Annotated in this window: 29 protein-coding genes and 1 riboswitch; of the genes, 6 read left to right on the top strand and 23 right to left on the bottom strand. The window is 36.7% G+C overall.

Features of this window, described 5'->3' with window-relative positions:
• Nucleotides 1-97: 97 nt before the first annotated feature.
• On the top strand, nucleotides 98-1,081 hold the full coding sequence (gene guaC, locus D8M05_RS05735; RefSeq protein ID WP_121129538.1) for a GMP reductase: 984 nt from the start codon (nucleotides 98-100) through the stop codon (nucleotides 1,079-1,081).
• 42 nt (nucleotides 1,082-1,123) lie between these two features.
• Here the strand turns inward: guaC and D8M05_RS05730 are convergent, their stop codons facing one another.
• Both D8M05_RS05730 and D8M05_RS05725 read right to left on the bottom strand, forming a co-directional pair.
• Entirely contained in the window at nucleotides 1,124-1,465 is a 342-nt protein-coding gene (locus D8M05_RS05730; RefSeq protein WP_121129536.1) for a zinc ribbon domain-containing protein YjdM, read from the bottom strand.
• Nucleotides 1,466-1,523: 58 nt separating this feature from the next.
• On the bottom strand, nucleotides 1,524-2,213 hold the full coding sequence (locus tag D8M05_RS05725; protein WP_121129534.1) for a peptidylprolyl isomerase: 690 nt from the start codon (nucleotides 2,211-2,213) through the stop codon (nucleotides 1,524-1,526).
• A gap of 161 nt (nucleotides 2,214-2,374) precedes the next feature.
• Between D8M05_RS05725 and D8M05_RS20115 the strand changes: the two genes are divergently transcribed.
• Entirely contained in the window at nucleotides 2,375-2,524 is a 150-nt protein-coding gene (locus D8M05_RS20115) for a hypothetical protein (protein WP_183072712.1), read from the top strand.
• A 508-nt stretch (nucleotides 2,525-3,032) separates the two neighbouring features.
• Nucleotides 3,033-4,070: a C45 family autoproteolytic acyltransferase/hydrolase gene (locus D8M05_RS05720; RefSeq protein WP_121129532.1), complete on the top strand. Its 1,038-nt coding sequence runs from the start codon at nucleotides 3,033-3,035 to the stop codon at nucleotides 4,068-4,070.
• 18 nt (nucleotides 4,071-4,088) lie between these two features.
• Here D8M05_RS05720 and D8M05_RS05715 read toward each other — a convergent pair whose 3' ends face one another.
• From D8M05_RS05715 to D8M05_RS05680, 8 genes are all read right to left on the bottom strand, one after another.
• A complete protein-coding gene (locus D8M05_RS05715; RefSeq protein ID WP_121129530.1) occupies nucleotides 4,089-5,006 on the bottom strand; it encodes an aldo/keto reductase in 918 nt (305 codons plus the stop codon).
• Nucleotides 5,007-5,101: 95 nt separating this feature from the next.
• A complete protein-coding gene (locus D8M05_RS05710; RefSeq protein ID WP_121129528.1) occupies nucleotides 5,102-6,274 on the bottom strand; it encodes a hydroxymethylglutaryl-CoA synthase in 1,173 nt (390 codons plus the stop codon).
• 189 nt (nucleotides 6,275-6,463) lie between these two features.
• Nucleotides 6,464-7,240: a TatD family hydrolase gene (locus D8M05_RS05705; protein WP_121129526.1), complete on the bottom strand. Its 777-nt coding sequence runs from the start codon at nucleotides 7,238-7,240 to the stop codon at nucleotides 6,464-6,466.
• Entirely contained in the window at nucleotides 7,221-7,973 is a 753-nt protein-coding gene (locus D8M05_RS05700) for an ABC transporter ATP-binding protein (RefSeq protein ID WP_121129524.1), read from the bottom strand. Before D8M05_RS05700 ends, D8M05_RS05705 begins: the two co-directional genes overlap by 20 nt.
• Entirely contained in the window at nucleotides 7,966-8,739 is a 774-nt protein-coding gene (locus D8M05_RS05695; RefSeq protein ID WP_121129522.1) for an ABC transporter permease, read from the bottom strand. The genes D8M05_RS05700 and D8M05_RS05695 overlap by 8 nt, the downstream gene beginning before the upstream one ends.
• Entirely contained in the window at nucleotides 8,739-9,029 is a 291-nt protein-coding gene (locus D8M05_RS05690; RefSeq protein ID WP_121129520.1) for a thiamine-binding protein, read from the bottom strand. Before D8M05_RS05690 ends, D8M05_RS05695 begins: the two co-directional genes overlap by 1 nt.
• 12 nt (nucleotides 9,030-9,041) lie before the next feature.
• A complete protein-coding gene (locus tag D8M05_RS05685) occupies nucleotides 9,042-10,040 on the bottom strand; it encodes an ABC transporter substrate-binding protein (RefSeq protein ID WP_121129518.1) in 999 nt (332 codons plus the stop codon).
• A gap of 130 nt (nucleotides 10,041-10,170) precedes the next feature.
• Nucleotides 10,171-10,280, bottom strand: a riboswitch (TPP riboswitch).
• 721 nt (nucleotides 10,281-11,001) lie between these two features.
• Complete coding sequence (locus tag D8M05_RS05680; protein ID WP_121129516.1) at nucleotides 11,002-11,793, bottom strand: SDR family NAD(P)-dependent oxidoreductase; 792 nt, start codon at nucleotides 11,791-11,793, stop codon at nucleotides 11,002-11,004.
• A gap of 137 nt (nucleotides 11,794-11,930) precedes the next feature.
• Here D8M05_RS05680 and D8M05_RS05675 point away from each other — a divergent pair, with 137 nt between their 5' ends.
• Nucleotides 11,931-12,398 (top strand): hypothetical protein, encoded by a 468-nt coding sequence (locus D8M05_RS05675; RefSeq protein WP_121129514.1) that lies wholly within the window; start codon nucleotides 11,931-11,933, stop codon nucleotides 12,396-12,398.
• Between the two features lie 148 nt (nucleotides 12,399-12,546).
• Here D8M05_RS05675 and D8M05_RS05670 read toward each other — a convergent pair whose 3' ends face one another.
• The 9 genes from D8M05_RS05670 to D8M05_RS05630 all read right to left on the bottom strand — a co-directional run bounded on the left by D8M05_RS05670 (nucleotide 12,547) and on the right by D8M05_RS05630 (nucleotide 19,781).
• Nucleotides 12,547-12,777: a DUF3953 domain-containing protein gene (locus D8M05_RS05670; protein WP_183072711.1), complete on the bottom strand. Its 231-nt coding sequence runs from the start codon at nucleotides 12,775-12,777 to the stop codon at nucleotides 12,547-12,549.
• A 223-nt stretch (nucleotides 12,778-13,000) separates the two neighbouring features.
• On the bottom strand, nucleotides 13,001-14,017 hold the full coding sequence (locus D8M05_RS05665) for a DUF1646 family protein (RefSeq protein ID WP_121129510.1): 1,017 nt from the start codon (nucleotides 14,015-14,017) through the stop codon (nucleotides 13,001-13,003).
• Between the two features lie 140 nt (nucleotides 14,018-14,157).
• Nucleotides 14,158-14,883, bottom strand: coding sequence for a YkgJ family cysteine cluster protein (locus D8M05_RS05660; RefSeq protein ID WP_121129508.1), 726 nt, complete (start codon nucleotides 14,881-14,883; stop codon nucleotides 14,158-14,160).
• A 110-nt stretch (nucleotides 14,884-14,993) separates the two neighbouring features.
• Complete coding sequence (gene sspO, locus D8M05_RS05655) at nucleotides 14,994-15,146, bottom strand: small acid-soluble spore protein O (protein ID WP_121129506.1); 153 nt, start codon at nucleotides 15,144-15,146, stop codon at nucleotides 14,994-14,996.
• Between the two features lie 119 nt (nucleotides 15,147-15,265).
• Nucleotides 15,266-16,594 carry an acyl-CoA thioester hydrolase/BAAT C-terminal domain-containing protein gene (locus tag D8M05_RS05650; protein ID WP_121129504.1) on the bottom strand — a complete coding sequence of 443 codons (1,329 nt, stop codon included), beginning with the start codon at nucleotides 16,592-16,594 and terminating at the stop codon, nucleotides 15,266-15,268.
• 154 nt (nucleotides 16,595-16,748) lie between these two features.
• Nucleotides 16,749-17,954, bottom strand: a complete 1,206-nt coding sequence (locus tag D8M05_RS05645) for an MFS transporter (protein WP_121129501.1) — start codon at nucleotides 17,952-17,954, stop codon at nucleotides 16,749-16,751.
• A gap of 12 nt (nucleotides 17,955-17,966) precedes the next feature.
• Entirely contained in the window at nucleotides 17,967-18,377 is a 411-nt protein-coding gene (locus D8M05_RS05640; RefSeq protein ID WP_121129499.1) for a MarR family winged helix-turn-helix transcriptional regulator, read from the bottom strand.
• Between the two features lie 200 nt (nucleotides 18,378-18,577).
• The gene (locus tag D8M05_RS05635) at nucleotides 18,578-19,072 is read right to left on the bottom strand and encodes a GNAT family N-acetyltransferase (RefSeq protein WP_121129497.1); all 495 of its coding nucleotides are present in this window, start codon (nucleotides 19,070-19,072) and stop codon (nucleotides 18,578-18,580) included.
• Between the two features lie 52 nt (nucleotides 19,073-19,124).
• Complete coding sequence (locus D8M05_RS05630; protein ID WP_183072710.1) at nucleotides 19,125-19,781, bottom strand: class I SAM-dependent methyltransferase; 657 nt, start codon at nucleotides 19,779-19,781, stop codon at nucleotides 19,125-19,127.
• A gap of 254 nt (nucleotides 19,782-20,035) precedes the next feature.
• Here D8M05_RS05630 and D8M05_RS05625 point away from each other — a divergent pair, with 254 nt between their 5' ends.
• A complete protein-coding gene (locus D8M05_RS05625) occupies nucleotides 20,036-20,344 on the top strand; it encodes a PadR family transcriptional regulator (protein ID WP_121129602.1) in 309 nt (102 codons plus the stop codon).
• A gap of 15 nt (nucleotides 20,345-20,359) precedes the next feature.
• Nucleotides 20,360-21,538 carry a chromate transporter gene (locus D8M05_RS05620; protein ID WP_121129493.1) on the top strand — a complete coding sequence of 393 codons (1,179 nt, stop codon included), beginning with the start codon at nucleotides 20,360-20,362 and terminating at the stop codon, nucleotides 21,536-21,538.
• Nucleotides 21,539-21,602: 64 nt separating this feature from the next.
• On the opposite strand, the gene D8M05_RS05615 is transcribed toward D8M05_RS05620, so the two are convergent.
• The 4 genes from D8M05_RS05615 to D8M05_RS05595 all read right to left on the bottom strand — a co-directional run bounded on the left by D8M05_RS05615 (nucleotide 21,603) and on the right by D8M05_RS05595 (nucleotide 24,681).
• Nucleotides 21,603-21,878 carry a hypothetical protein gene (locus tag D8M05_RS05615; protein ID WP_121129491.1) on the bottom strand — a complete coding sequence of 92 codons (276 nt, stop codon included), beginning with the start codon at nucleotides 21,876-21,878 and terminating at the stop codon, nucleotides 21,603-21,605.
• A gap of 375 nt (nucleotides 21,879-22,253) precedes the next feature.
• Nucleotides 22,254-23,213 (bottom strand): N-acetylmuramoyl-L-alanine amidase, encoded by a 960-nt coding sequence (locus D8M05_RS05605; RefSeq protein WP_245985211.1) that lies wholly within the window; start codon nucleotides 23,211-23,213, stop codon nucleotides 22,254-22,256.
• Between the two features lie 201 nt (nucleotides 23,214-23,414).
• Entirely contained in the window at nucleotides 23,415-24,035 is a 621-nt protein-coding gene (locus tag D8M05_RS05600) for a CAP domain-containing protein (protein WP_245985209.1), read from the bottom strand.
• A 205-nt stretch (nucleotides 24,036-24,240) separates the two neighbouring features.
• On the bottom strand, nucleotides 24,241-24,681 hold the full coding sequence (locus tag D8M05_RS05595) for a GNAT family N-acetyltransferase (protein ID WP_121129596.1): 441 nt from the start codon (nucleotides 24,679-24,681) through the stop codon (nucleotides 24,241-24,243).
• Nucleotides 24,682-24,700 lie beyond the last annotated feature (19 nt).

Below are 24,700 nucleotides of genomic sequence, written 5' to 3'. Positions count from 1 at the left end.
TAAACTTTGACATCTGTCCGATAATAATGTAATCTAGCTAATGTCGGACGTTTATGTGTGACATGAATTATATTATTCGTATTTAGGGGTGTAAATAATGGAAAACGTATTTGATTACGAAGATATTCAACTAATTCCTGCAAAATGCATTGTTAATAGTCGTTCTGAATGTGATACAACAGTGACCTTAGGTGGTCGGACATTTAAATTACCAGTAGTACCTGCAAATATGCAAACAATTATTGATGAAAGAATAGCACTTACTTTAGCTGAAAATGGCTATTTCTATATCATGCATCGTTTTAATCCTGAAAGAAGAATTGCTTTTATTAAAGATATGAATGAGCGCAATCTTTTCTCTTCCATAAGTGTCGGAGTAAAAGATGATGAGTATGATTTTATTAAACAACTGGCAGATGAAAATTTAGTACCAGAATATATTACAATTGATATCGCACACGGTCATTCTAATGCGGTTATCCATATGATTCAACATATTAAGAAATACCTACCAGAAAGCTTTGTAATCGCTGGAAATGTGGGGACACCAGAAGCTGTAAGAGAACTAGAAAATGCAGGTGCCGATGCGACTAAAGTTGGTATTGGACCTGGTAAAGTATGTATTACAAAGATTAAAACTGGTTTTGGAACTGGTGGCTGGCAATTAGCTGCATTACGCTGGTGCGCGCGAGCAGCAAGTAAGCCAATTATTGCTGATGGTGGTATACGCACGCACGGTGATATTGCGAAATCAATCCGTTTTGGTGCCACAATGGTGATGATTGGTTCATTATTTGCGGGCCATGAGGAATCGCCAGGAGAAACAGTTGAGAAAGATGGGAAACGTTTTAAAGAATACTTTGGTTCTGCATCAGAGTTCCAAAAAGGCGAAAAGAAAAATGTAGAAGGTAAAAAGATGTATGTGGAATATAAAGGCGCCTTACAAGATACATTGGATGAAATGGAACAAGATCTTCAATCATCAATCTCTTATGCTGGAGGAAAAGAACTACAGGCAATTCGTAATGTGGATTATGTCGTTGTTAAGAATTCAATCTTTAACGGTGATAAAGTATATTAATAAAATGAGCAAGGTACATCATGTACTTTGCTCATTTTTTGTTTATAATTTTTTAACAAGATTCGTTTTTAAATAAAGGCTTCCAATACCAGGAACTTTAGCTTCAATATCATGATCATTAACAGGTTCCTCTAGGAGTCGAATATTTTTTACTTTCGTTCCTTTTTTTATCGCAGAAGAGCTTCCCTTTACCTTCAAATCTTTTGTCACTGTAACACTATCTCCATTCTCAAGAATGTTGCCATTAATGTCTCGGAACACGGTATCGTTCTCACCATTACTTTCAGACGACCATTCATTGCCACACTCTGGACAAATAAATAGTGTTCCATCTTCGTACGTATATTCTGAGTTGCATTTAGGACAGTCTGGTAATTTATTCATCGGTATTAACCCCCACTATATATTATATACTTCTCACTAAAGTCGACTTATTCTTTGCCTACTTCACTTCAGGTGCAGGATATTCGACACCTTTCGTATCAACTGCGACTGACTTCATTTTCTGTTCTTCAAGTGGCTTATCTGCACCATCTCGTTCAACCGCAACTATTTCATCGACAACATCCATTCCCTCTATAACTTGTCCAAATGCTGCATATTCTCCGTCAAGATGGGCTGAATCCTTGTGAATAATAAAAAATTGTGAGCCTGCAGAGTCTGGATCCATTGCTCGTGCCATCGAGATTACACCGCGCGAATGTTCCAAGCTATTTTCAAATCCATTGGAATCAAATTCCCCTTTTATCCCGTAACCAGGTCCACCTGTACCATTTCCATTCGGGTCTCCACCTTGAATCATGAAGTCAGGTATTACTCGGTGAAAAATGAGCCCATCATAAAAGCCATCCTCTATTAAAGATATAAAATTAGCAACCGTATTTGGCGCAATTTCTGGATACAATTCCACTATGATTTCTTTATCATTTTCCATTGTGATGGTGACGATTGGGTTTTCTTCATTTGATAGATCTTTACTTTCTGTTGTTTGCTCACTTTGTTCACCTGTGTTATTAGGTTCTGTTTCTGTTTGTTCATCTTCTGCTTCTGTTCCGCAGCCTGCCGTTATTACGACAAGAACAGCTGCAATGATGAGTAGTAAAATTTTACTTTTAGAAAAATAGTTCTTCATTGTTTACCTCCAGCTAAGTTATGTGATGTAAATGTTCGGGTATATTATACCACATTCTAAAAGGGGAATTCTGAATGAACCGCACGGAGAGGTTATGAATAAAATATAGTTCTAAGACAGGCTGCAACAATGATATAAATGAGGTGAAAGGAGTGGTGGTGATGAAAGGTATCGATTGGCAAACGATTCTTTTTGTTGGAACGCAAATGATACATGAAGGTTGGCTATATTGGGGACTACCAAGAGTGTACTATTGGGATATAAAAAAGCCAAAAAAGGACGACGATTACAATGATATGAATGCTGCATAGTAAACTTAGTATGTGGATTTTTTGCTAGGCTTTTTTCGCATAATTTGTTGCTTTTTTAATTCAGAGTTTTCTTAAACACGCCGTTCCGGAAAGACACTTCGCGCATCTTAGGGCGGCTGATGATCCTCCTTCGTGCTAACGCACTGCGTTGTCTCATCTAGGCCTCTCCTCCCGCAGAAGTCTTCGTGTCTTTCCTCCACTAGAAGTCTGCTCTACTTCACTATTAACTAGAATAATGCTGTTGGTTAGGAAAAAGTACCTTTCCAAAACTTGATTTTATGGATCGTAACCTTTAAACAAATAGAGAAACTGTTCTTCCGCAGCGAAAGGCAATACATGGCATTAATAAGTGTAAGCGAGAATTACACAATGTTGAATTAAATTTACAATAGCTGAAAAACAACAATCTTTTAGAAAACATGCTTTTGCTAACAGCAAATCTATTTGATTTCCCCACACAATCGATTATACTTTGAGTGAATCGAATCATCTCAGGGGAGTTTACTAAATGAAAAAAGTATTTAGCAATATTGTTCAATATAGAGGAAATCATTACGATTTTGGGTACATGCAGGGTGAATTATTAAAAAGTTCCCCTATTCTAGATAATAGAAAGAAACAATGGGGTTCCAATAGAAGACAATTTAATAGTAATAAAGATGATGCAACAAAAGCACTCCTTACATTTGCTCCTGGTTTACTAGATGAAATTCAAGGACTAGCTGACTCCCTTCAAATGGATGCAGAGTCAGCATTAAAGGAATTTGGTGGGTATTATTTGGAATACGGTAGAAGCGGATGTTCCATCTTTACAGAATCAGATTATATGGTACGCAATTATGATAATGCTCCCTCTACTTACGAAGGAAGATATGTTCTCTATCAGCCAACGGATACTGGCTATGCAACAATTGGTCCTAGTATGCAAATAACAGGTCGAACAGACGGACTAAATGAGAAGGGGCTCTCGCTAGGTTATAATTTTGTCCATCGTAAAAAGTCAGATGATGGTTTTATCTGTAATATGATTGGTCGTATTGTTCTTGAAAACTGTAAGAATATAGAAGAAGCAGTTACACTATTGAAAGAACTGCCCCACAGACATTCATTTAATTATGCCTTGCTGGATAAAAGTGGTGAATCCGTGATTGTTGAAGCTTCTCCGAGGAGAGTAGAAACACGCAAATCAAACAGTTGCACCAATCATTTTGAAACATTAGTAGAAGAAAATCGGTATCGGATGGATGAGTCAGTAGAAAGATTGAGCAGAATAAAAAAGCAACAAAACACGGTTAATAACGCCTACCATGCTTATCAAATGATGAATGACACTGAAAAGGGAATTTTTTCAAAAAAGTATGGTGCTTGGGCAGGTACATTGCATACTGCTGCTTACCTTCCAAAAGAGATGAAAGCTTGGTTTGCATTGGGTGGTGATCGTAAGCCACTTATACTAGATTTTCATAAATGGCTTGAGGGGGACAAATTACATGCAACGAAAATAAGAGGAGAGCTAGATAGCAACTCCCCTTTTGTTAATATGTGAAATGGACAACTCCGAATATTAAGGCAGGTCATTTCCAGCTGCTCTATAAATTTCATACCATTCTTTCCTTGTTAATACTACTTCAGACGCCTTTGCGATATTCTTTAATCGCTCAGGTGTCATGGTTCCTACCACTGTCTGAATGTTTGCTGGATGGCGCAGAATCCACGCAATAGCAACTGCTGACTTATTTACATTATATTTATCCCCAATTTCCTGAAGTTTTGCATTTAATGTAGGGAATTTATCATGATCAATAAAAAAGCCTTCAAAATTCCCATAACGAAATGGCGACCATGCTTGAACCGTCATTTCATTCAAACGGCTATAATCTAACACGCTTCCGTCTCGATTCATTGCGTTCGTATGATTTGTATTTACCTGTAACCCTGCATCAATCATTCCAGTATGCATCACACTAAGTTGAAGTTGATTAACAATTAAGTCTTGGTCAACATGCTTTTTAAGTAGTTCAATTTGATATGGGTTATGGTTACTTACCCCAAAGTATTTTACCTTCCCACTACTATGTAGTGCTCTAAAAGCTTCTGCAACCTCTTCAGGTTCAACCAACGCATCTGGTCTATGTAATAGTAGGATATCGATATAATCCGTATTAAGACGTTGTAAACTCTTATCAACAGATGCTACAATATGTTCCTTTGAAAAATCATAATACCCTTCTCTAATACCCGTTTTCGTTTGAATGATTATTTTTTCACGCATTGATGGATTCATATTAATTGCTTTTGCAAAGATTTCTTCTGATTTCCCTCCAGCATAAATATCGGCATGATCAAAGAAATTAATGCCAAGCTCAAGTGCATTATCAATAACAGTCTTTGCTTCCTCTAATTTAATGTTCCCCATTTTCATGCAACCGAGTGCAATGTTAGGTACTTCTAAGTTACTATTGCCTAAGGTGATTTTCTTCATGTGATTCCCTCACTTTCAATAATAGGTTTTAGGTAGCACAATACCCGAATATTTTACCAATGTGTTGCAGGCAAAATATTCGGGTGACTGTAGCCTTATCGTAGTTTGTTGATATATTGTCTGGAATGTCCATTTACACCCGCTAAACAAATGACAGCAGGGTCATGATCAATCTCTAGCTCTACGTTTGTACCATCAGTAGGAAGTGTTTCAGAGAAAATTACTTCGTATTCTTCAACAGAAACCTCTCTTCTTGATTCAAATAATTCTGTATGCTGATTTACATATAGATGCTCTCTATAATTGGCTTCTAATATACCGGAGAAGAATTCTCCAACTGCCCCAGATCCATAACTATATAATCCGATACGGGAACCTGCTTCCAAATCTTCTTTTAGATCTAAAAGAGATAGCAAGCTTAAGTATAACGAGCCAGTATAAATATTCCCTATGTTTTTGTTATAGGTTTTGCTGAATTCATAGTTAGCAAGTAAACGGTCCTTGTCCTCTTCTGTTCCTTGGTCTAAAACCGTTCGAAGTGCTTTAAGTCCCATTTTTGTATATGGCAAGTGGTAACAAATTGCTTCAAAGTCTTTTAAACCAAATCCTGTTTTTTCTTTGTAATCTTCCCAAACTTTATTGAAAAATAGAATATACTGCTCATTTGAAAATTTACCATCAACATATGCTTTGTCAGAGTAGATTGGACGCCAGAAATCCATAATATCATCTGTGTAGAGTGAATTTTGATCCTCAAGAACCATGATTTTCGGATCTGCACTGATTAATAACGCTACTGCACCAGCACCCTGTGTTGATTCCCCACCAGTATGAAGGCCATATCTAGCAATATCTGAACCAAGTACCAATACCTTACTCTCTGGATTTAATGCAATATGACCTTTAGCCATTTGAATTGCAGCGGTTGCGCCGTAACATGCTTGTTTTACTTCGACACATCGTGCATGGGGATTTAGCCCCAACAAACCGTGTACATAAACAGCTGCTGATTTCGAGTTATCAACACCAGATTCGGTTCCGAAAATAACGTAATCAATCTTTTCCTTATCTGACGCATCCAAAATCCCAAAAGCTGCATTGGCTGCTAATGTTACTGCGTCCTGTGTAATTGGAGCAATAGCCATCTTTTCTTGACCGATACCTATCGTGAATTTAGCCGGTTCAACATCTCTAGCCACTGCTAGCTTATTCATATCAACATATAAATGTGGTGCATAAAACCCTATCTTATCAATACCAATTTTCATTATAAGTACTCCTTTTCCTTCTTCACTAATGAGTCTTCAATTATGTAAACGCTAAAACAAATATAAAAATATATTCGACAAACTTCAACATTTAAATGATAATATAATCTTAATTAAAATACAATTATTGAAGCGCATAGAGGTAATGATTTTACATGAAAGAAAACGTGAAAGAGTGACTCTATTTCTTTACATATCGTAAAAATCACGTGTATTAACATATAATTTCTTATAAACGTCCTCTAGTTTCTCCCCTTTTATTTCAGCGATTTTCTTAATAGATTGGTGTATCATTTTCGGATGTGTCAGCTTGTTCTTGAAGACACCTTCAAATGGCCATGGTCCATCCGTTTCAACCATCATCTGTGATAATGGATACACTCCCACTAATTGTTGGATTTCTTCTTCATACAAGACATCTGGCGTAATCGAAATGTAGTAACCATTTTGTATCATGCGGCTAACTGTCTTTGTATCTCCCTTAAACCAATGAAAATGCGCTTTTTTTATATTATGTTTTTCGAGCAATGAGCAAACAATAGGAGCATCTTCGTAAATTGCATGAAGTACTACGGGCTTGTGAATCGCATCTGCTGCTTGTAGAAAATACTCCAATATTTCGATATACGGTTCTACTTGTATTTCTGGATTATCTTTTCTTAAATAATATGGTAGGCCAATTTCACCAACGGCTACCATATCCTCTTGGTAATGATTCATCAGAAGCTTTAAGGCCTCTATTTCTGTTTCTTTTGGTAGCGGCTGCTCAGGATGGAAACCAAATGCAGCCTTCACTTTAGGTTCATTGCGAGCCATGGAAAGATTAATAACAGCTGATGGGAGATTTTGCGAAACAGTTATCATTGTCTCAATATTATTTTCGCTCATTTCCTTCAAGAGTCTCTGTCTTTCCCCTATCTTATAAGCATCTAAATGGATATGAGCATCAATAATCGACTGAAACATCCTGTTGTCTCATCTCCTCATAAATGACTTTTTTCCATTGTAAAAATTCCTCCGATAATAAGATGCGTTCATCCCTTGGTCGTTTAAATGGTATGATAAACTCCTTTTTAACGGATGCAGGTTTTGCGGACAAAATAATGATACGATCTGAAAGGAAAAGTGCCTCCTCGATATTATGCGTAACAAAGAGTATGGACCGTTGATATAATTCCCATATCGATAGCAACCACTTTTGCATATCAAGGCGTGTAAATTCATCGAGTGCTGAAAAAGGTTCATCCAACAAGATTAAGCCTTGAGGACTTAACATGCTTCGAATAAAACTAACGCGTTGCTTCATTCCACCAGAAAGCTCATGTGGATAGCTGTTTTCATATCCTTTCAGTCCTGCACGTTCAATCATTTCCAGTGCCTTATGCTCATCACGTGACCCCGTAATTTCCTGTCCAAGGAGTACATTGTTTAAAATTGTACGCCAAGGCATGAGGGAAGGCGATTGTGGTGTATAACTAATCGACCCGGGTTTTCCTGTGATTTCTTTACTATCTAATTTTACAGTACCTGACGAAGGTTGTGCGATACCCCCGATTATTCGAAATAATGTACTTTTTCCGCTACCTGATGGACCAAGTAATGAAACGAATTCGCCGTCAGAAATAGAAAAAGAAACATCACGTAGTACCTCATTATCTCCAAATGATTTCGATACGGCATTAACCTCTAGTTTACTCATGACGTTCTCTCTCCTCCTTTGGTTTCCATTTAATCAAGCCTTTTTCAAGTAAAAGAATGATTCCGAAAAACAGTAAACTTAAAATCACAATGATGAAAATAGCTACAAAAACACGGTCTGTTCGGAAGGAAGACGATGCAAGGGTCATGTATACACCAATTCCTTCACTTGCTCCTAGCCATTCGGAAATAACCGCACCTAGCACACTATAGGTAGCAGAAATTTTTAACCCTGAAAATAATGCAGGTAATGCATGTGGCCACTCTAACTTCCAGAATATTTGCCGATTTGTCGCACCAGCCATTTGCATATAATGCTTTAAATCTCTATCTGACTGCCTAAAACCATCTAATAGTGCAATAGTAATTGGGAAGAAACAGACTAGTGTAATTACGATAATTTTTGGTAGCATTCCAAACCCAAACCAAATAACTAGTAAAGGAGCAAGAACAATTGTTGGTATGTTCTGCGAGATAATAATTAATGGATAAAATGCTTCACGTAAAATGGGAACCAAATGTAAAGCGATAGCGACAAAAATTCCAATGCTTGACCCGATGATGAATCCGATAAAAATTAATTGAATGGTGGATGTGATATGTCCTGAAAAAATGGACCAACCAGTTATTGCCTCACGAACTATCTGGGTTGGTGATGGTAATAACCATTCTGGAATCTGGAGGATGATGGTTGATAATTGCCAACCAAGTAATAAAAGGACGATGACCAGAATTGGTCTCCATCCCTTTTGTAAAAAACTTCGCATTATCGGTATTTCTCCGTTAGCTGGTCCATTGATGCTCCATCAGGCTTATAGAATACTTTCACTTGCGAAATAACACTTGGACAGCCTCGTTCAGTCATTTTTTGATTCATCTTCTCAACAATCTGAAAAAGCTCAGATAGTTCACCCTCCATCGTTGTTTCAAGTGGATTCACTTGGTACTTCACACCAGATTCCTCAATTACAGCAATTGCTTCATCCACAAAAGGAATCGTGTCTTCCCCATTTTTTGTCTTCGGTATGATTTGTACACTTAGTAGTGCATTTGTCATCTCTTCATCCCCCTAATTCGGTAAAAATTCATTTGTAAATGCTTTTTCTGCATCAAGTTCTGCTTCTAAAAGGTCATTCTCATACAACCAGTTCGAATAATTTTCCCATACTTCAAGTTTTTGTTCTCCCCAACGCGGTGCATCATCTTGATATTTAGGTGCCAACCATTCTTGACTTGCACGTACAAGTTCTGCATCTAAATCAGGTACTGCTTCTATTAGAATGTCTGCCGCTTCCTCTGGGTTATCGATTGCAAGCTGATAACCCTTACTTACAGCACTTACAAACTTCTTGATGGTTTCTGGTTTTTCTTCTATCATTTTTTCGTTTGTTGATAAAACAGGTGTATAATAATCTAGTTTTTCGCTATAGTCGGTTAAATAAACGGTATTTATTGGCTCATTTCTAAGCTCTGCTTCTACACCAGTCCAACCATAGTATATCCAAGCAAAATCAATCCCTTGCTCCATTGCAGCGAAAAAGTCCGTATCACCAATGTTTACAATCTCTACTTCATCTACATTCGCATCTTCTTGCTGCATCATAGAATCTAGCACTGCTTCTTCAATTGGTGATCCCCATCCACCATATGACTTTCCTTCAAAGTCCTTCGGTGCAGTAATATTACTATCGGCTAAAGATGCGAAAGCCGATGTATTATGTTGGATAACTGCTGCAATAGACACAATTGGAACTCCCTGAATTCTCGCCATCGTAATTCCTTCTTGATAACTCACACCAAAATCGGCTTGTCCAGATGCTACTAGCTGATCTGCACCAGCTTCACCAGGCATGATGATTTCAACATCAAGCCCTTCCTCTTCAAAGTATCCTTTATCTCGTGCTACATACAAGCCAGTATGATTCGTGTTTGGTGTCCAATCAAGGACGAGTGTAATTTCTTCTAAATCTTGTTGTTCTGTTCCTTCAGTCGCCTCTTCATTTGCTTCGTTATTACCACAAGCAGCAAGGAACAATAGAGCAAGGCTCAAAAATAGTAATCTTTTCATTGATTCTTCCCTCTCTTTAGTAGTTTTACTGTAGTTCTATAGGGGAAGCATACCGATTGATACATCATTTTATGTAATTAAAAACGCCCTAGGGTAATCCTAGGGCGCATACCATTAACAATTCGCATCAAAGTCATGAGTATATGTTCCCTACGCTGGTTTTAACCAGATCAGGTTCTAAGAGTCTGTATCTTACGGATACAATCTCAACCAGCAACACTGGTCCCCCTACAAACTTACAATATTTTATTTATTATACGTTGTTATTTTAGCATAGATGGCAAACCTTGTCACTTGATTGTTTAGAGAGAGGATCGGGTAAGAGTGATTTATTATATAAAAATCCGAACGATGCTTTAAAATCTTCCATTACAACTTAACTTACTTTGGATTTGATGTAAAGTGTAGAATTACTTAATTCAGATTATCTTAATTTTGAGCAACTCTCGCCGTCCGGGATCGCTCTGGGCGGATGCGGACCTTAGGGCACGGCCTCAGCCCTCCTCGGAAGAAAAGCCCTTTCTGCGGGGTCTTCGGACACGTGCTGTTCCCGCAGGAGTCTACGCATTCTGCCTACGCTATGTTAAGTGCTTTAGATGTTATTAAAGCTATCGAACACAGAGTCACGTTTTGGGTAGATTTCCCTCGCGAAAGCAGCATTTTTTTAGTTGAAATCAAATAGAGCAGGAGCTTAGTGGAGGAAACACACGTAGACTCCTACGGGAGGATAGGTCTAGGTGAGACTACGTAGTGCGTTAGCACGAAGAAGGCTCACCAGCCGCCTGCGGAAAGCGAAGTGTGTTTCCGGAACGACGTACTTCTCACTATACTGAATTAAAGAAATCAACACTTTATATAAACTCTTGAGTAATATTAAGGTACAGTAAGTTAACATTCTAAGCTTGGTATTCTATAATCGTTCGTCTCTCGGGTGGGAGGTGTTATTTAGGTCCTATCCAGCTTATTTTTTGTTGAGAAAACGTCCAACTACTTTATCGGAAATGCTTGGGAGTAGATTATAGAGTACACTGCCTGTATTCATCCATCGTGGTAAATTTAGCTCTCTCTTTGGGTTTTGCATTAAACGGACTATTTGCTCTGCTACATGATCAGGTTTTAACAAATATCTTTTGACGTTTTTCACATAGTTTCCACTCTTATCTGCTATGTCAAAGAAACTTGTTTCAATCGGGCCAGGGTTAACGGAACTAACGAAAATGTTTGTATCTGAAAGCTCCAATCGCAGGGTATTGGTGAAGCCTAAAACTGCATGTTTTGTTGCAGCATACCCACTTGACTTAGGTGTTGCGAGCTTCCCAGCTTGAGAGGCAACATTAATAATATGCCCGCCATTTTCGTTGATCATCGACGGAAGAACAGCTTTTGTACATGCCATCATTCCGAGAACATTTACATGGAACATCCTCTCTATGTCACCCAAACTAGCTTCATGAAAAGAATCAAAGATACCAAATCCAGCATTGTTCAGAAGGATATCAACTTGACCAATTTCTTCTGTTATTCGCTTAAATACTACATTTACTTCAGCAAAATCACCTACATCAAGTGGATAATACGTACTATTTATATTTGCATCTTTGTTAATTTTATCGGAAATTGCTTTTAACTTATCTTTTGATCTCGCTAGTAATATTGGACGCGCCCCAAGCTCCGCAACTTTAAAAGCAACCTTTTCACCAATTCCTGAGGAAGCACCAGTTATAACGATTTTTTTATTTGCTAAACGATTCATTTTCCACCTCAACTGCTTTTATTCTCCCATTATTATACACCATCAGAATTCATATAAAGGTATTCTATAGTATTTTAGAAAAAATTAGTGGTATAATAGGCAATGGAATTTTTAAACATACGTAACTTGGAGGTACCATGCTAACATTTGAAGAGAAACTTACAATTATTGAATCCTTTCCGGAGTTAAAACGAAATGATATATCACTTGGAAGAGTGAATTTCCATTATGAAGAAAGCATCTTTGACAAGAAGATAGTCGTGTATCACCTGCACCCGAATGGAAACGGCTTTGTCTATGCGGAAAACATTGATGGAGATTATCAAACCGATCAAAAAGGTATGACAAATATTCGAGATTTCACAGAAGAGGAACTTCGAACGATTATTACACAAGCAATTGCTTCTCTTTCTGAATTTAAAGTATTTGAAGAAGCGTGGATAAACAGTGAGAAACAAATCTTAACACTTATTCATGAATATGACACATGGGATATTTATGCTGGTGACCTGCTAGATGGAACGTACGCTAGTTATAACGCAGCTGCGGATTACCTACAGCAGGAAGGTTTTAGACGAGTGAATAATGAGGACGTTGAATCGTAAAAAGAAGTAACGTTATCAAAACGAAATAGCGCCCAAAAACGCTTGGATTTGAATGGATCCTAGCGTTTTTGGGGTTTGGTCATATTCCTATGTTTAGTAGATGTGACACTTGTTAAAGGACACGGAGTTGATATTCTTTCCGCACGGGTTAACTCAATAAAAAGTCTTGAACGGAGACAAATATGTTAAAAAAGGCAACTATAATCAACAAGTAACCAACCGTTTTCTTCTCTTTTTTTATTTCTTCTCTCCCCATCGTTAATAGTAATGCTCCTAGTAATAACAACGTAATAGACGTCATATCTATACTTGGGTTGAATAATCCATAACCAGATAATAATAAAACAACAATTGCTAAAATAATTTTAATAATGATCACTAACTTCCCTTCCTTTATTATTACCATTACATACGATTTACTTAGAAAAATGTTTCAATATTTGGCTATATGGTGTTTATCAATAGTATCGTTTCTAGAAAGTTACATATAAAAGAAATGAAACAGACCAAGTCACAATGCGATTTGGTCTGTTAATTAAAATGTTCTTTCATAAAAATGGAACTACTTCGTTGAGTTGTTCTCCTGGTTTTTTTTATGACCTTTACCCGAAAATATTTAAATAGAGAAAAAAGATTAGCATCAACGTGAATCCAAATGGTGCAGCAAATTTTGCCCATTCTTTACTCGTGATTCTTAATTTGTTTGCTGAAATAATATTTGGAATGTTTCCTTGAATAAGCATACCCCCACTTATAATTAACCCTAGAATGATATAACGAATTGTTTCGGCACTCATTTCTGGACTGATTTCAGCAGCGGCCAATGTTGCATTATCAAGTATAGCAGAAAGAATATTTATCCAGTATAAGACAGACGAATCTAAATCTAGTAAATACCGATTTACAAGCGGTTCAAATCCAGCCCCAAGCAAAGTTAAGCCCATTACAAATAAATAGATTTTAACGGAACGAAAGATGATTGTATGGTATCCCTCTGTTTCCCTTTTAAATGTTTTGGAATTTGTTTTTTGACTAGGTTGTAACCAAAGGAATGTAAAGGTTCCGATTGCGATAATTGCAACAATAATTTCCATCCCAATTAAATGAAATAAATAAGAGAAATCCTCCCCTAATTTACTTATTGCTATCGTTGCTAATGGCTCGCCAATTGGTGTTAATACCGCACCTAAACCAATAGAGAAACAAGCTAGGACAATAGCTTGTACCTCTGTCTTACGATCAAGTTTTAAGATGCTTATCACAGAAACAAGAATGATAGCTGCTATAATGGCCGTAATGATACTTGATAAAAACCCGAGAATTACAATTAATAACCCTAAAAATAGGCGAATATTTAATGCCTGACTCATTTTTACGATAGCATTTTCAATTGGTTGTTGTAGCCATTTAAAAAGTAGTCCAGCGACTAGGACTGCAAGTGTAATTTTAATTGGGTTTGTCAGTGAGACTTGGAATAATTCCTTATCAAAAACACCACTAACGATCGCTGCCAGTAAACCCATCAAAAATAAAAATACTTCTAAATTCCTTTCAACGATTTTTACAAAAAATGGTAAAACAAGTACAAAGAATAGAATGATTAGTAAACCAACTGTCATTACATAGCCCTCCAAAAATGTAGATGGTATCATTCTATGCTTGTACATGTAGATTAAGAACTATATGTGAATTTATGAACGAAAAAGAAAGAGGGAAACACGAAAATGTGCTGTCCCTCTCTCTTATGATTGGATTAGTATTACAAGACCTTGAGCCAATTCACCAAGTAGTCATTTGCATACATATCATCTGGATAGGTGATAAATGCTGTATCTTCCGCTTCATACAGATATTGCATAAATTCATTTAATACACCCATATATTGTTCGTATAAAAATTCAAAGCTGACCGTTTCTTTTGGCATTAGATTCTCTTCACATACGGTTGGATCCGTGTAATTCACATATGTTCGACATGGAATTGGGCGGATTTCATAGGCCATACATTGGTTTGTTTGTGGATTCAGTAGCGGACATGGAACAAGACTTCTTCTATATTTAAGTTTGAAGTCATTATCTTCGTTGAAATCAAGGGATGTAATCTCTTCTACCCTATCACCGTGTTTTTGGTAATAGTTTGATAGATGATCCTGGATAGCAATACGCCTCTCTTCGGGAAAGTTCTCAATCGCTTTTTTCATTATTTTCGCTTCCATCTCACTAACAATGATTGGAAAATAGCAACAAAAAGCACAGCCTTGTCTACACGTAGCGTCCATCTGAACAGAAGCTTCCATGTTGGTCATTTCGGTACTAACAACTGCAAGTAATTCCCTGAAGCTAGATACTATTTTTTCTTCAACTGAGCTATCTCTCTCAGCCCACTTTTCTATAATCTGGTAAAACTTGTCTTCATCTATTTCATAATTATCTTGTATTTGTTCACATTTAGCTTGTATTTCTTCTAAACTAAGAAACTGCTTCATTATAAGTGCTCCCTTGCTATACAAAATCACACCATTCATTGTATAGCAAATAGCGGTGCCTGTCACTCCTCGAAATTTGTCGAAAAGCGAACAGGCACAATGAATAAAGCTTATTGTCTTTTTTTCGTTTTCTTATTATTATACTTCTCTTCTGGTGTTAATGGTTCATTTGCAAATTCATGATCAAATTGTTTGGACAATTTACCTCTAACTGCTTGTTCATCGCTCATTCCATTTAATTTTTTCTTTGAATTTTTGCTCATTGTTACCACCTCCATCCGCTATTTTTCTCTGTAGATGGATTTTTATGTACAAGTATTTATCCAAACAACGTAATAAAGAACATCATTCCAGCGGGAGAATGATTACTCTTTCCAAACGTTCATTTCATGTAGGAGATTTTCACAGGATTATTTAAGCTTTTTAAATATTGATCAAGGAAATGTACGATATGATGCCATGATTCATTTGCTGCTTTATTATTCGCCTCTTTGCTTCCGCCAAATGTCATTTTCATTCTTGCACGGTTTGAGATAAGTTCGTTTGTTGGAATATTTGGCAATGCATAAGGAAAGCTAGAAAAGTGACCCGCATCTTTAAAAGATATATGTTTAGACTGTTTATTTGCAAGCTTTCTGACTACCATTTTTGAAAATTTAGAAGCGGGAATCAACTGGTCATCTTCTCCAGAAAGAAGTAAAACCGGGCAATTTATTTTTTCTACTGGAATACGTGCCGCATAAACCTTTTTTCGGTTTTCTATTGCTTTTAGTGTTGCGTCAAGGTTTGAAATTGGTTGACCTGTCATCCATTCACCGAAGAAAGTTAGCACATCTTGGATTTTTAAATTGGAATGAAAATAGGCAATTTCTTTTCCTTTATAGGTCCAAGCGGATTGGTTTACTGGCTGATAATCCTTTATCCCAGAAAAGACGAGTCCATTTGGTGATGCCGCGATTATCGTTTGAATTGAAGGATAAACAGAACCTAACAATAAAGCTACTTCAGCTCCTCGAGAAAATCCGATAACACCAATTTTATTTTCGTTAACAAAGGTAAGTTGTTGTAACCAATCTATTGCCCCTCCAAAGTATTCTAGAGGAATGTTGATCAGTCCTTCAGGTAACCCTTCTCTTCCGAAGTATGCTAAAGCAAGTGCAACATACCCCTTTGATGCAAGCATGGCTGCTGCTTGTTCATGTACCGCACCGTCTGACCCTCCTAAAATGATTACTGCTGGATAAGCATTGGAAGCTTTTGGACGGTATAATGTGCCGACTATCCCATTATTGTTTAGTTCAATCTTATGAATCGTTTCCTGTTCAAGCATGCGAGTTACCTGTGTACCAGCAATAACATCTTTCCCGACCTCGGCAGTTAAGTAGGTAGTAATGGGACAGGATGTTGTTTTAATAAACAACTTATTTCCCTTACCAGTATATTCCATTGACCAAAATAAGCCCATCGAATCCTTTTCTTTATACGTACCATTCATTGGCTTTTGACTACTTAAATCTATAACTCCTTCTGGGTCCGCCCTAAACGTGGCAAAAGACGCAAATGGCTGATGTTCATCATCCAATGTTTTTGCTCTAATCGTCACGATTTCTCCTGGTTCACAACCTGATAAACGAATATGGATGTCTTCATCGATATAGGGTTGTTTTGGTGTAATTGAAAACGAGTAATCTTTGCTTAGCTTAGAAGGCATACATCTTCTCCTTTCATGTGATGAAAGTCTTTTTACGCTATTTGTTTTTACCTACTATCAATTTATCAATGAAAGGATGTATATATGACTATTTCTATTTGAAAAAAGCACATTCCCTTATGGAGGGAATGCGCTAATTGTTTATTATGTTTACCTATGAAGCCATGGAGTTGTTTTGCTCCTGTCTATTCGATGCTTTTTTACCGTGGACGATATAATAAACAAGCATACTAAAGAAGACAAGCATAGCCATACCTAAATAAATTCCTCTAAATCCAGTTAAAGGCAAGATGAATCCGAGTAAAAACGGACCAACTCCAACACCTAAATCAAAGAATACGAAAAATGTAGATGTCGCTAATCCAACTCTATGCCGTTCTGCTTCATTTACGGCAATGGTTTGTGCACTTGATTGAAGTGTACCAAAGCCTACCCCAATAATTGCTCCTGCTATAAGTAAAACTAACCCAGAGTTTACTTGACTTAAAATTACCAAGCCTATCCCAAACATTAGGATCGAAGGGTACATTACTTTATTTTCCCCTTTTATATCAAACATTTTCCCTGTGAATGGTCTTGAAAGCAATAGAAAAACTGCATACATAACAAAGAAAAAGCTTGCAGCATTAACTAAATTAATCTCTTCGGCGTAAGCTGTTAGGAATGTTAAGATACTGGAATACACAAAGCCACAAATCATTACGAACAAAGCGATTGGTAATGTGCTTTTTTCAAAGTAATCGGTTATCCTGAATCGTTTCTCTACTTGTATGTTTTCATTCCGCTGCTCTATCTGTGGCACATGCAAAAATAGTGCTGATAAGACGGCTATTACAGCGAAAATAGTCGTTGTAATAAAAATCATCGAGCCATCAAATTGTTGACTAATAAATAATCCCAAAAACGGACCGATTGCCATCGCTAAGTTCATACTTGTAGAAAAGTATCCCATTCCTTCCCCGCGTCTTGCCATAGGAATAATATCTGCAGCAATGGCCCCTGTAGCTGTTGTACTAATACCAAATGAAAATCCATGTAGAAATCGGATAAGGAATAATAGACCTAAGTTATTAATAGGAAAATATAAGAGCATCATAATTAAGAATAGAGATAAACCAATAAGTAACAACTTTTTCTTTCCTACCGTGTCAATTACCTTTCCAGCAATTGGTCTTACGATTACCGCACCTAGAACAAATATACTAGAGGCTAAGCCGGCTTCACTTTGGGATGCATGAAAGTTCTCAATGGAGTAAACCGCTAATGTCACCATTAGCATATAAAATGAAATGAATAATAAAAAGTTTGATATGGATACCATAATAAAATCTTTTGTCCATAATTTTGGTTTTCTTGCCAAAAAAACTCCCCCTTACTTTAATTTTTCGAGAAGAAGTTGCATTACTTCAACTGTCTTTTTCTGGTCATCATCCGGTATTCCTGTAAGTAGTGAGCGTTCAAATGCATCTACAATTTGTTTTGCTTCCTCGTATAACGCGAGACCTTTACCCGTTAACTGTATTCTCCGTTCACGCTTATCTTCACTAGGGATCTTAACAACAAGCTGTTGTTCTTCTAGTCGATTGACGGTTCTTGTAATCGTCGGTTTTTCAACATCAAGGTAGTTGCTAATCTCAACAAGGGTTGTCGTATCAAATTGTTTCAAGTAATAGATAATTGACCATTGGGAATGATATAAACCTACCTTCATTAATTGTTCATTTAATTTCTTTTTAAATGATCTGTTAAATTGTAAATTCCGTTGAAAAAACGATTGAACCACAAAAAAACCTCCATTAGAATTAGTTACCTAGGTAACTATACATCATTTTGTGATGGATGTCACCTTTTTGAGTTTTCTGAAATCAAGCTAACTTATGTACAATAAAAGCTGGTTATCAATTTCGTATCGAATGATAACCAGCATAAAAGACTTGTTATGTATTTTAATTTCAATAAGTTCCATACTAACTCGTTTTTTAATTATGTATCAACTTCTTTTATCAATCGATAAATTGCTTGTTCTGCTCCGAATCGCACAACATTTTCTTGCAGTTCCATTCCTATCTTTTCAAGTAATCTACATGATGCAATGTTAGCTGTTTGAGTTTCAGCGACAAGGGTATTGATTTGTAGTTTATTAAAAGCAAACGCAATCATTGCATTACAAACCTCTGTAGCATATCCCATTCCCCAATAATCTGGTAGGAATTGAAAAGATAATTCAGTGGAGTTGCCATCATGATGTGTATCAAAAGAAACTAAACCAACGAAGGCGTCAGTCCCTTTTTCTTTAACGGTAAAGTAGAAAGCATTTCTAGTCGGTTGCATCATCTTGTTAAATCTTATTATTATTCCCTTCTCTTCAATAACGCCACCAAGGTATTTGCGAACTTTTTCATTGATATACAGAAGTCTTACATTCTCATAATCTGTTTGTTGTACGAATGTAAGTATACAACTTGTTGTCTCTAGCAATAAACCAACTCCTTTTGGAAAACTAACACTCTCGGGTTAAAAGTAAAGGGTCCTATTGACAAGTTAACCTCTGATTCATGACACTTCCTGAGATAATAAAAACGCCACCACAATGAGATATCGGATAAAATGTACAACTGCAAAATGCGGCTAGTGTAGCTGTGATTTCTTCAGCAACAAAGTATATTTCTTCTTCATCCCAGTAGCCTTCACTGTCTTTTCTACAATTGTTCAGTTGTGATCTTGTTTCAAAAGCAATATCGCCAATAAGTAACTTTCCATTTTGGTTAAGTATAGGCAATAACTGTTTGATTAGCTGTACTTTAGCTTCGTCTGTTAGGTGGTGTAACGTATAGGTGCTGATGATCGAGTCATACTTATTTTCAGATACAAAATCTGGTAAACCGTTAGATATATCCCATTCCTTTAAATTTGCGTTTGGCATTTTAGCTTGTGCTATTGATACCATTTTAGAAGAAAAATCTAATCCATCCATTTGATGTCCTTCTTCGTATAGTTTACTCGTTAATACACCAGTTCCAAAACCGATATCAAGAATTTTGGATTTCTCATTTTGCATTGCTTCGTTAAAGATAGTATTCAAGATACGTTTATACCCAGCAAACGGGTACAAATTATTTTCCTCACTAACTTGGACTGTTTTGTCATATTCATCTGCCCATAAATTAAATCCTTGTTTACTTAGCATGATTTACCTCCTAATGTGGAATGTACATATCACTCATAATATATTTAAATTCGACATGATTACTCATAATTCCTGCATGATGTAAAACTCCTTTTCTTTGCTAATCGATCTATTATGTAAATTTTATGTAAAATAATGCCTTATTCCCTTAAAAGGCATTGTAACCTGCTGGCATATATGATAGTTTCTATATATCATTCTTCAATATCGGCTTTCGATATTGACTTACGATAACAGGAAAGGAGTGAATGACACTGGAGGATAAAATACTTAGAAAACTCTTTCTAGGGTTTATACAGATTCACATCCTTCATCATGCAAAGGAACATCCTATTTATGGTGCGTGGATGCATGAGGAATTAGAGGAACATGGCTATGAAATTAGTGCCGGAACACTTTATCCCATTCTTCACAACATGGAAGCGGATGGACTCTTAAAGCGTGAAGACCAGAAAGTTGATGGGAAAATACGCAAATATTATTCAGCAACAAGGAAAGGTGAAGAAGTACTGATTCAAGCGCGTGCGAAAGCCTATGAATTATTTAAAGAAATAAAAGATTAGAAAGCTGGTGAAAAGATGAAATTAAAAACACTACTCGAAATATTAGTCGTTTCCACAAGACTTGGGTTAACCTCTTTCGGTGGGCCTATCGCCCATTTGGGATACTTCCATGAGGAGTATGTTCGTAGACGGAAATGGATGGATGAAAAAAGTTATGCGGACTTAGTGGCATTATGTCAGTTTTTACCTGGACCTGCTAGTAGTCAGGTGGGAATTGGAATTGGTGTAATCAGGGGTGGTGTACTGGGAGGAATCATATCATTTATTGGTTTTACACTACCTTCTGTTATTGCACTCATTATTTTTGCTTCGGTTCTACATACATTTAATATGGAAGAAGCTGGCTGGATTAATGGCTTGAAAATTGTTGCAGTAGTTGTTGTCGCACATGCCATTTTAGGAATGGCACAAAAATTGACTCCTGATATAAAACGGAAAACAATTGCACTATTTGCTTTGGTTATTACGTTGCTTTGGCAAACAGCATATTCACAAATTGGTGTTATTCTATTAGCAGGTGTAGTTGGGTTTGTTATGTATAGAGAGCAAACGTTAAAAGAAGAAAAATCGAATGTTGCACGATTTCCAATTTCACGGCGCTTTGGTTATATCGTCCTGTCTCTTTTCTTTGGACTGTTAATTTTATTACCGATATTAAGTAATCTCACATCACTTGATTGGATTGCATTATTTGATAGCTTTTATCGTTCAGGTGCACTTGTGTTTGGTGGTGGACATGTTGTATTACCATTACTAGAACAAGAATTTGTTCCTACAGGTTGGTTGACAGAACAAGAATTTCTAGCAGGATACGGGGCAGCCCAAGCAGTACCTGGACCACTTTTCACTTTTGCAGCTTATATCGGAACAGTAATTAACGGCTGGCAAGGTGGATTGTTTGCAACGTTTGCAATCTTTTTACCTGCATTCCTCTTAATTTTAGGGACACTTCCATTCTGGGATTCTTTACGCAGCAACCCGAAAATTAAAGGCGCATTAATGGGCGTAAATGCTTCTGTTGTTGGTATATTGATTTCCGCATTTTACCAGCCAATTTGGATTAGCTCGATTTTTACAGCGGTAGATTTTGCGCTTGCTGCAATTTTATTTAGTATGTTGGTATTCTGGAAATTACCGCCATGGGTTGTTGTTTTAGCTGGGGCAGTTGGAGGTATAGTGATTTCTTACTTTTAAATGAATATATTAAGGCTAACCAAAATGGAATGGTTAGCCTTTCTCTGCTTGATGTCATCTACAATTACAACACATCATTAATATTTTGCTGCGCTTCTGTTACTTGTTGACGTACATCATGTAGCTCTTCAAAAGCTTGTTGAAATTGAGAGTTCTCTGTCGCTTCTGTTCCAGCTTGACTACTTACGCCTTGTAACTCTTCTTCCGCTAATCGTAATTGCTTCTCTGCTTGTTCCAATACTTGAAAATCCTTCCCCTGAGCCTGTAGAACCTTTTCCTGAGCATCTTTTATTTTCTGACTTGCCTGTTGTAATTGTTCATGTATGTTCTGTTGTACCATCTATGGACCCTCCAATAAGTATATAAAATCCATCTTATAATTCCCTTAGTCTGCTTTAATTATGTAATTATCGTTTATTCTTTTTATTAATCAAAAATGACCAAAGATAGTACACAGCATAAGCGATGAAGACGGGTAAAGACGGTATAATATTATATATTCGAGGCAAATTGTTAGGAAAATAGATAATTAATAAAATACTAAGAAGGATCGCCGGTATCATTAAATAGAACCAGATTCTAACTTTTTTATTCTTGAAACTTAAATGAAATTCACTCATCGTCTTCCTCCAATTCTGGTAATTACCTTAAATTAATTGTTGCAAATATTTAAAAATAATGCAATTCCAGAAAAACGGATTTTAAACGATATGGATTAAAAACCTATGATTGACCAATCAAACAGTGACCCTGGATCTGTTTTTCGTGTAGGGGCATATTCATCGTGTCCAACAATATGTTTTCTATCCCTTTTAATTGTCGTATTTCGAGACAGGATATCATGAAGTAAAAGATCTAAAGAATGGTACTGCGCATCAGTGTAGCCGATGTACGAAGGATTGATAGATTCATAGGCAGACTCTGACATCATGGGTTCCATTTCTTTCTTAGTCCCAATAGCAGCAAGTTCAATCCCGATGGAGTAATCATTTAAATGGTCTTTATAGTTTGGAAAATCAGGTAAATTCCCTTTTCCAGCATGATAGGCAACCCTGTCTTCAGAAACCAAATGATAGATCTGACCATTTCTTCCGATGAAATAATGGGCCGACACCCCATAATCCCTAAAAATATTAAATATATCTTCTGGAACAAATGGGTCTTGTGGCTTAGCAAGTACGTTGCTCGAAAAATGAATGACGACATGTGTAATCGGTGTGACTCTTGCTTCCGAGTTATCATCAGGAAGAGAAGCATTTATCGTTGGCACACCAGCTTTTATGGTAGTTTCTTCGTTTTGATGGAAGGTTTCTTTATCATTTTTTTCGTTCGGTGCTTCCGTGTCACCAGCAGAATCATTTTCGATTAACTTTTTATTTTCTTCAGTCTCATCTTTTAGTGGGACCAATTCTTCTTTTTCTTTACTCAATTCTTCGGTAGATTTCACAACCGGCTTTTGTTCGATGGCTTGTACCTTTTTTTCTTGAACGTTCTCGAGTTGTTTATCTTCCGCTATTGCCTCATCTTCTTGTTTTTCGATAATCGGCTTTTCTAAAAGCAATACATCCTTTGTATGTTGCATAGAAATCTCTTGTTTCGGTTCTTCCGTACCACATGCAGCTATGATAAGTATAAACAATAATAAGAGATGTAGTAAAAGCGTTCTTTTTTTCATTGCTTTCCTTTCCCAAAATTGTGTAAATCTTGTATGTAATTATTTTTGGTTATAGAAGCTCTCTGTGAAATTGAGCCTTACGTATGAATGTTGATCCAGAACCTCCTTTATGCATAGGATAATTTTACCATATTAAAGCACCTGTCACCATCTATATTTCGACATAAATCGCCAAAATTCGAGGAGTGACAGGCACCATTATTATGAACCGGTGAATAATTGTACCCATGCTCCTTGGTAATAGCCTACGCCAATGGAGTCATATTCTGCTTTTAGAATATTTGCTTTGTGTCCTGGGGAATTCATCCAAGCATTCATTACTTCTTGTGGTGATTTTTGCCCTTTTGCTATATTCTCACCAGCTGTTCTATAAGCTATGCCAAAGGTTTTTAACATATCAAATGGTGATCCATAGTTTGGACTATTGTGCGCAAAATAGTTGGAATTGATTAAATCCATTGCTTTCTTTTCAGCAACGTTTTTAATGTCAGCACGATGTTTCAGTGGACCTAATCCAACTTTCGCTCTTTCAGCATTTACCAAATCTGCTACTTGTTGTTCAAATGATGCAGGACTTTTAGCAGTATCTCTTAAGCGAATTGCACTGCCGACTTGCATATTTGTTGGGACGACACTAGGATTTAATCGCATCAACTCCTGGTAATCCAGTCCATAGCGTTTGGCGATAAACCAGAAGGAGTCTCCTTTTGAAACTTTGTAGTAATCAAATGGTGGCTCATTAAACATTTTAATCTGAGCATGAGCATTTAATGGAAAAACAAACATCAAAGAAAGAACCAAAACCGAAAATATTTTTTTCATTGGCCAAATTCCTCCATTCCAATTAAAACTACATTCTATTTTCCGCTTGTCTGTTCAAAAGGATGTATGGATAAAATTGGAAATGGAGGTATATCGTATTACAAGGTAAAGGAGGAAGGAGGATGTAATAAATTGGGGATCTGGTGGATTAATGTAGGTGCTGTCACTTTTCGGTTTTCGACATATTCCGACAAGTGACAGGCACCTATGAAGGCACCTCGGTTTTAAAAACAAAACTAACTTTATCATAGTTCATCTTTTCTTCATAAAAGCGATGTGCGTCAGTGCGCTGAAGCCCTGAAGATAAAGCAACTTTTTCATAATTATTTGCTTTTGCCCAATCCTGGACATATTTAAGCAACCTCTCGCCAAAGCCATTAGATCGCTTATTCATATCGGTAACTAAATCACATACCCAAACAAATCTTCCGTAATACAAAGTAATCATAGGCTTGAAACCAGTTACTGCAACAATTTCATTTTTATCAAATAAAGCATACATTTTATAACAATCTTTTTCTTGTGCTTCGTGAACTAATTCAAGATAGGTACTTTCATCAAGGTGAGTTCGTAACTGTTTCATTACCGGAAAAGCTTTCATAATTTCTTCTTCAGATACTAGTTCTATAATTGTTAGCGTGCTCATAGTAACCACCTTTTTAATT

This window comes from Oceanobacillus bengalensis (assembly GCF_003628445.1).
In the GTDB taxonomy this organism is placed as follows: domain Bacteria; phylum Bacillota; class Bacilli; order Bacillales; family Amphibacillaceae; genus Oceanobacillus; species Oceanobacillus bengalensis.
Note: the sequence above shows the minus strand (reverse complement) of the source record. Positions and strands in the feature narration are given on the sequence as shown.

Bases quoted from the DNA above. Each gene is read 5' to 3' on its own strand.
- guaC (WP_121129538.1), top strand. From the start codon at position 98: ATGGAAAACGTATTTGATTACGAAGATATTCAACTAATTCCTGCAAAA.
- D8M05_RS05730 (WP_121129536.1), bottom strand. From the start codon at position 1,465: ATGAATAAATTACCAGACTGTCCTAAATGCAACTCAGAATATACGTAC.
- D8M05_RS05725 (WP_121129534.1), bottom strand. From the start codon at position 2,213: ATGAAGAACTATTTTTCTAAAAGTAAAATTTTACTACTCATCATTGCA.
- D8M05_RS20115 (WP_183072712.1), top strand. From the start codon at position 2,375: ATGAAAGGTATCGATTGGCAAACGATTCTTTTTGTTGGAACGCAAATG.
- D8M05_RS05720 (WP_121129532.1), top strand. From the start codon at position 3,033: ATGAAAAAAGTATTTAGCAATATTGTTCAATATAGAGGAAATCATTAC.
- D8M05_RS05715 (WP_121129530.1), bottom strand. From the start codon at position 5,006: ATGAAGAAAATCACCTTAGGCAATAGTAACTTAGAAGTACCTAACATT.
- D8M05_RS05710 (WP_121129528.1), bottom strand. From the start codon at position 6,274: ATGAAAATTGGTATTGATAAGATAGGGTTTTATGCACCACATTTATAT.
- D8M05_RS05705 (WP_121129526.1), bottom strand. From the start codon at position 7,240: ATGTTTCAGTCGATTATTGATGCTCATATCCATTTAGATGCTTATAAG.
- D8M05_RS05700 (WP_121129524.1), bottom strand. From the start codon at position 7,973: ATGAGTAAACTAGAGGTTAATGCCGTATCGAAATCATTTGGAGATAAT.
- D8M05_RS05695 (WP_121129522.1), bottom strand. From the start codon at position 8,739: ATGCGAAGTTTTTTACAAAAGGGATGGAGACCAATTCTGGTCATCGTC.
- D8M05_RS05690 (WP_121129520.1), bottom strand. From the start codon at position 9,029: ATGACAAATGCACTACTAAGTGTACAAATCATACCGAAGACAAAAAAT.
- D8M05_RS05685 (WP_121129518.1), bottom strand. From the start codon at position 10,040: ATGAAAAGATTACTATTTTTGAGCCTTGCTCTATTGTTCCTTGCTGCT.
- D8M05_RS05680 (WP_121129516.1), bottom strand. From the start codon at position 11,793: ATGAATCGTTTAGCAAATAAAAAAATCGTTATAACTGGTGCTTCCTCA.
- D8M05_RS05675 (WP_121129514.1), top strand. From the start codon at position 11,931: ATGCTAACATTTGAAGAGAAACTTACAATTATTGAATCCTTTCCGGAG.
- D8M05_RS05665 (WP_121129510.1), bottom strand. From the start codon at position 14,017: ATGACAGTTGGTTTACTAATCATTCTATTCTTTGTACTTGTTTTACCA.
- D8M05_RS05660 (WP_121129508.1), bottom strand. From the start codon at position 14,883: ATGAAGCAGTTTCTTAGTTTAGAAGAAATACAAGCTAAATGTGAACAA.
- sspO (WP_121129506.1), bottom strand. From the start codon at position 15,146: ATGAGCAAAAATTCAAAGAAAAAATTAAATGGAATGAGCGATGAACAA.
- D8M05_RS05650 (WP_121129504.1), bottom strand. From the start codon at position 16,594: ATGCCTTCTAAGCTAAGCAAAGATTACTCGTTTTCAATTACACCAAAA.
- D8M05_RS05630 (WP_183072710.1), bottom strand. From the start codon at position 19,781: ATGCTAAGTAAACAAGGATTTAATTTATGGGCAGATGAATATGACAAA.
- D8M05_RS05620 (WP_121129493.1), top strand. From the start codon at position 20,360: ATGAAATTAAAAACACTACTCGAAATATTAGTCGTTTCCACAAGACTT.
- D8M05_RS05615 (WP_121129491.1), bottom strand. From the start codon at position 21,878: ATGGTACAACAGAACATACATGAACAATTACAACAGGCAAGTCAGAAA.
- D8M05_RS05605 (WP_245985211.1), bottom strand. From the start codon at position 23,213: ATGAAAAAAAGAACGCTTTTACTACATCTCTTATTATTGTTTATACTT.
- D8M05_RS05600 (WP_245985209.1), bottom strand. From the start codon at position 24,035: ATGAAAAAAATATTTTCGGTTTTGGTTCTTTCTTTGATGTTTGTTTTT.
- D8M05_RS05595 (WP_121129596.1), bottom strand. From the start codon at position 24,681: ATGAGCACGCTAACAATTATAGAACTAGTATCTGAAGAAGAAATTATG.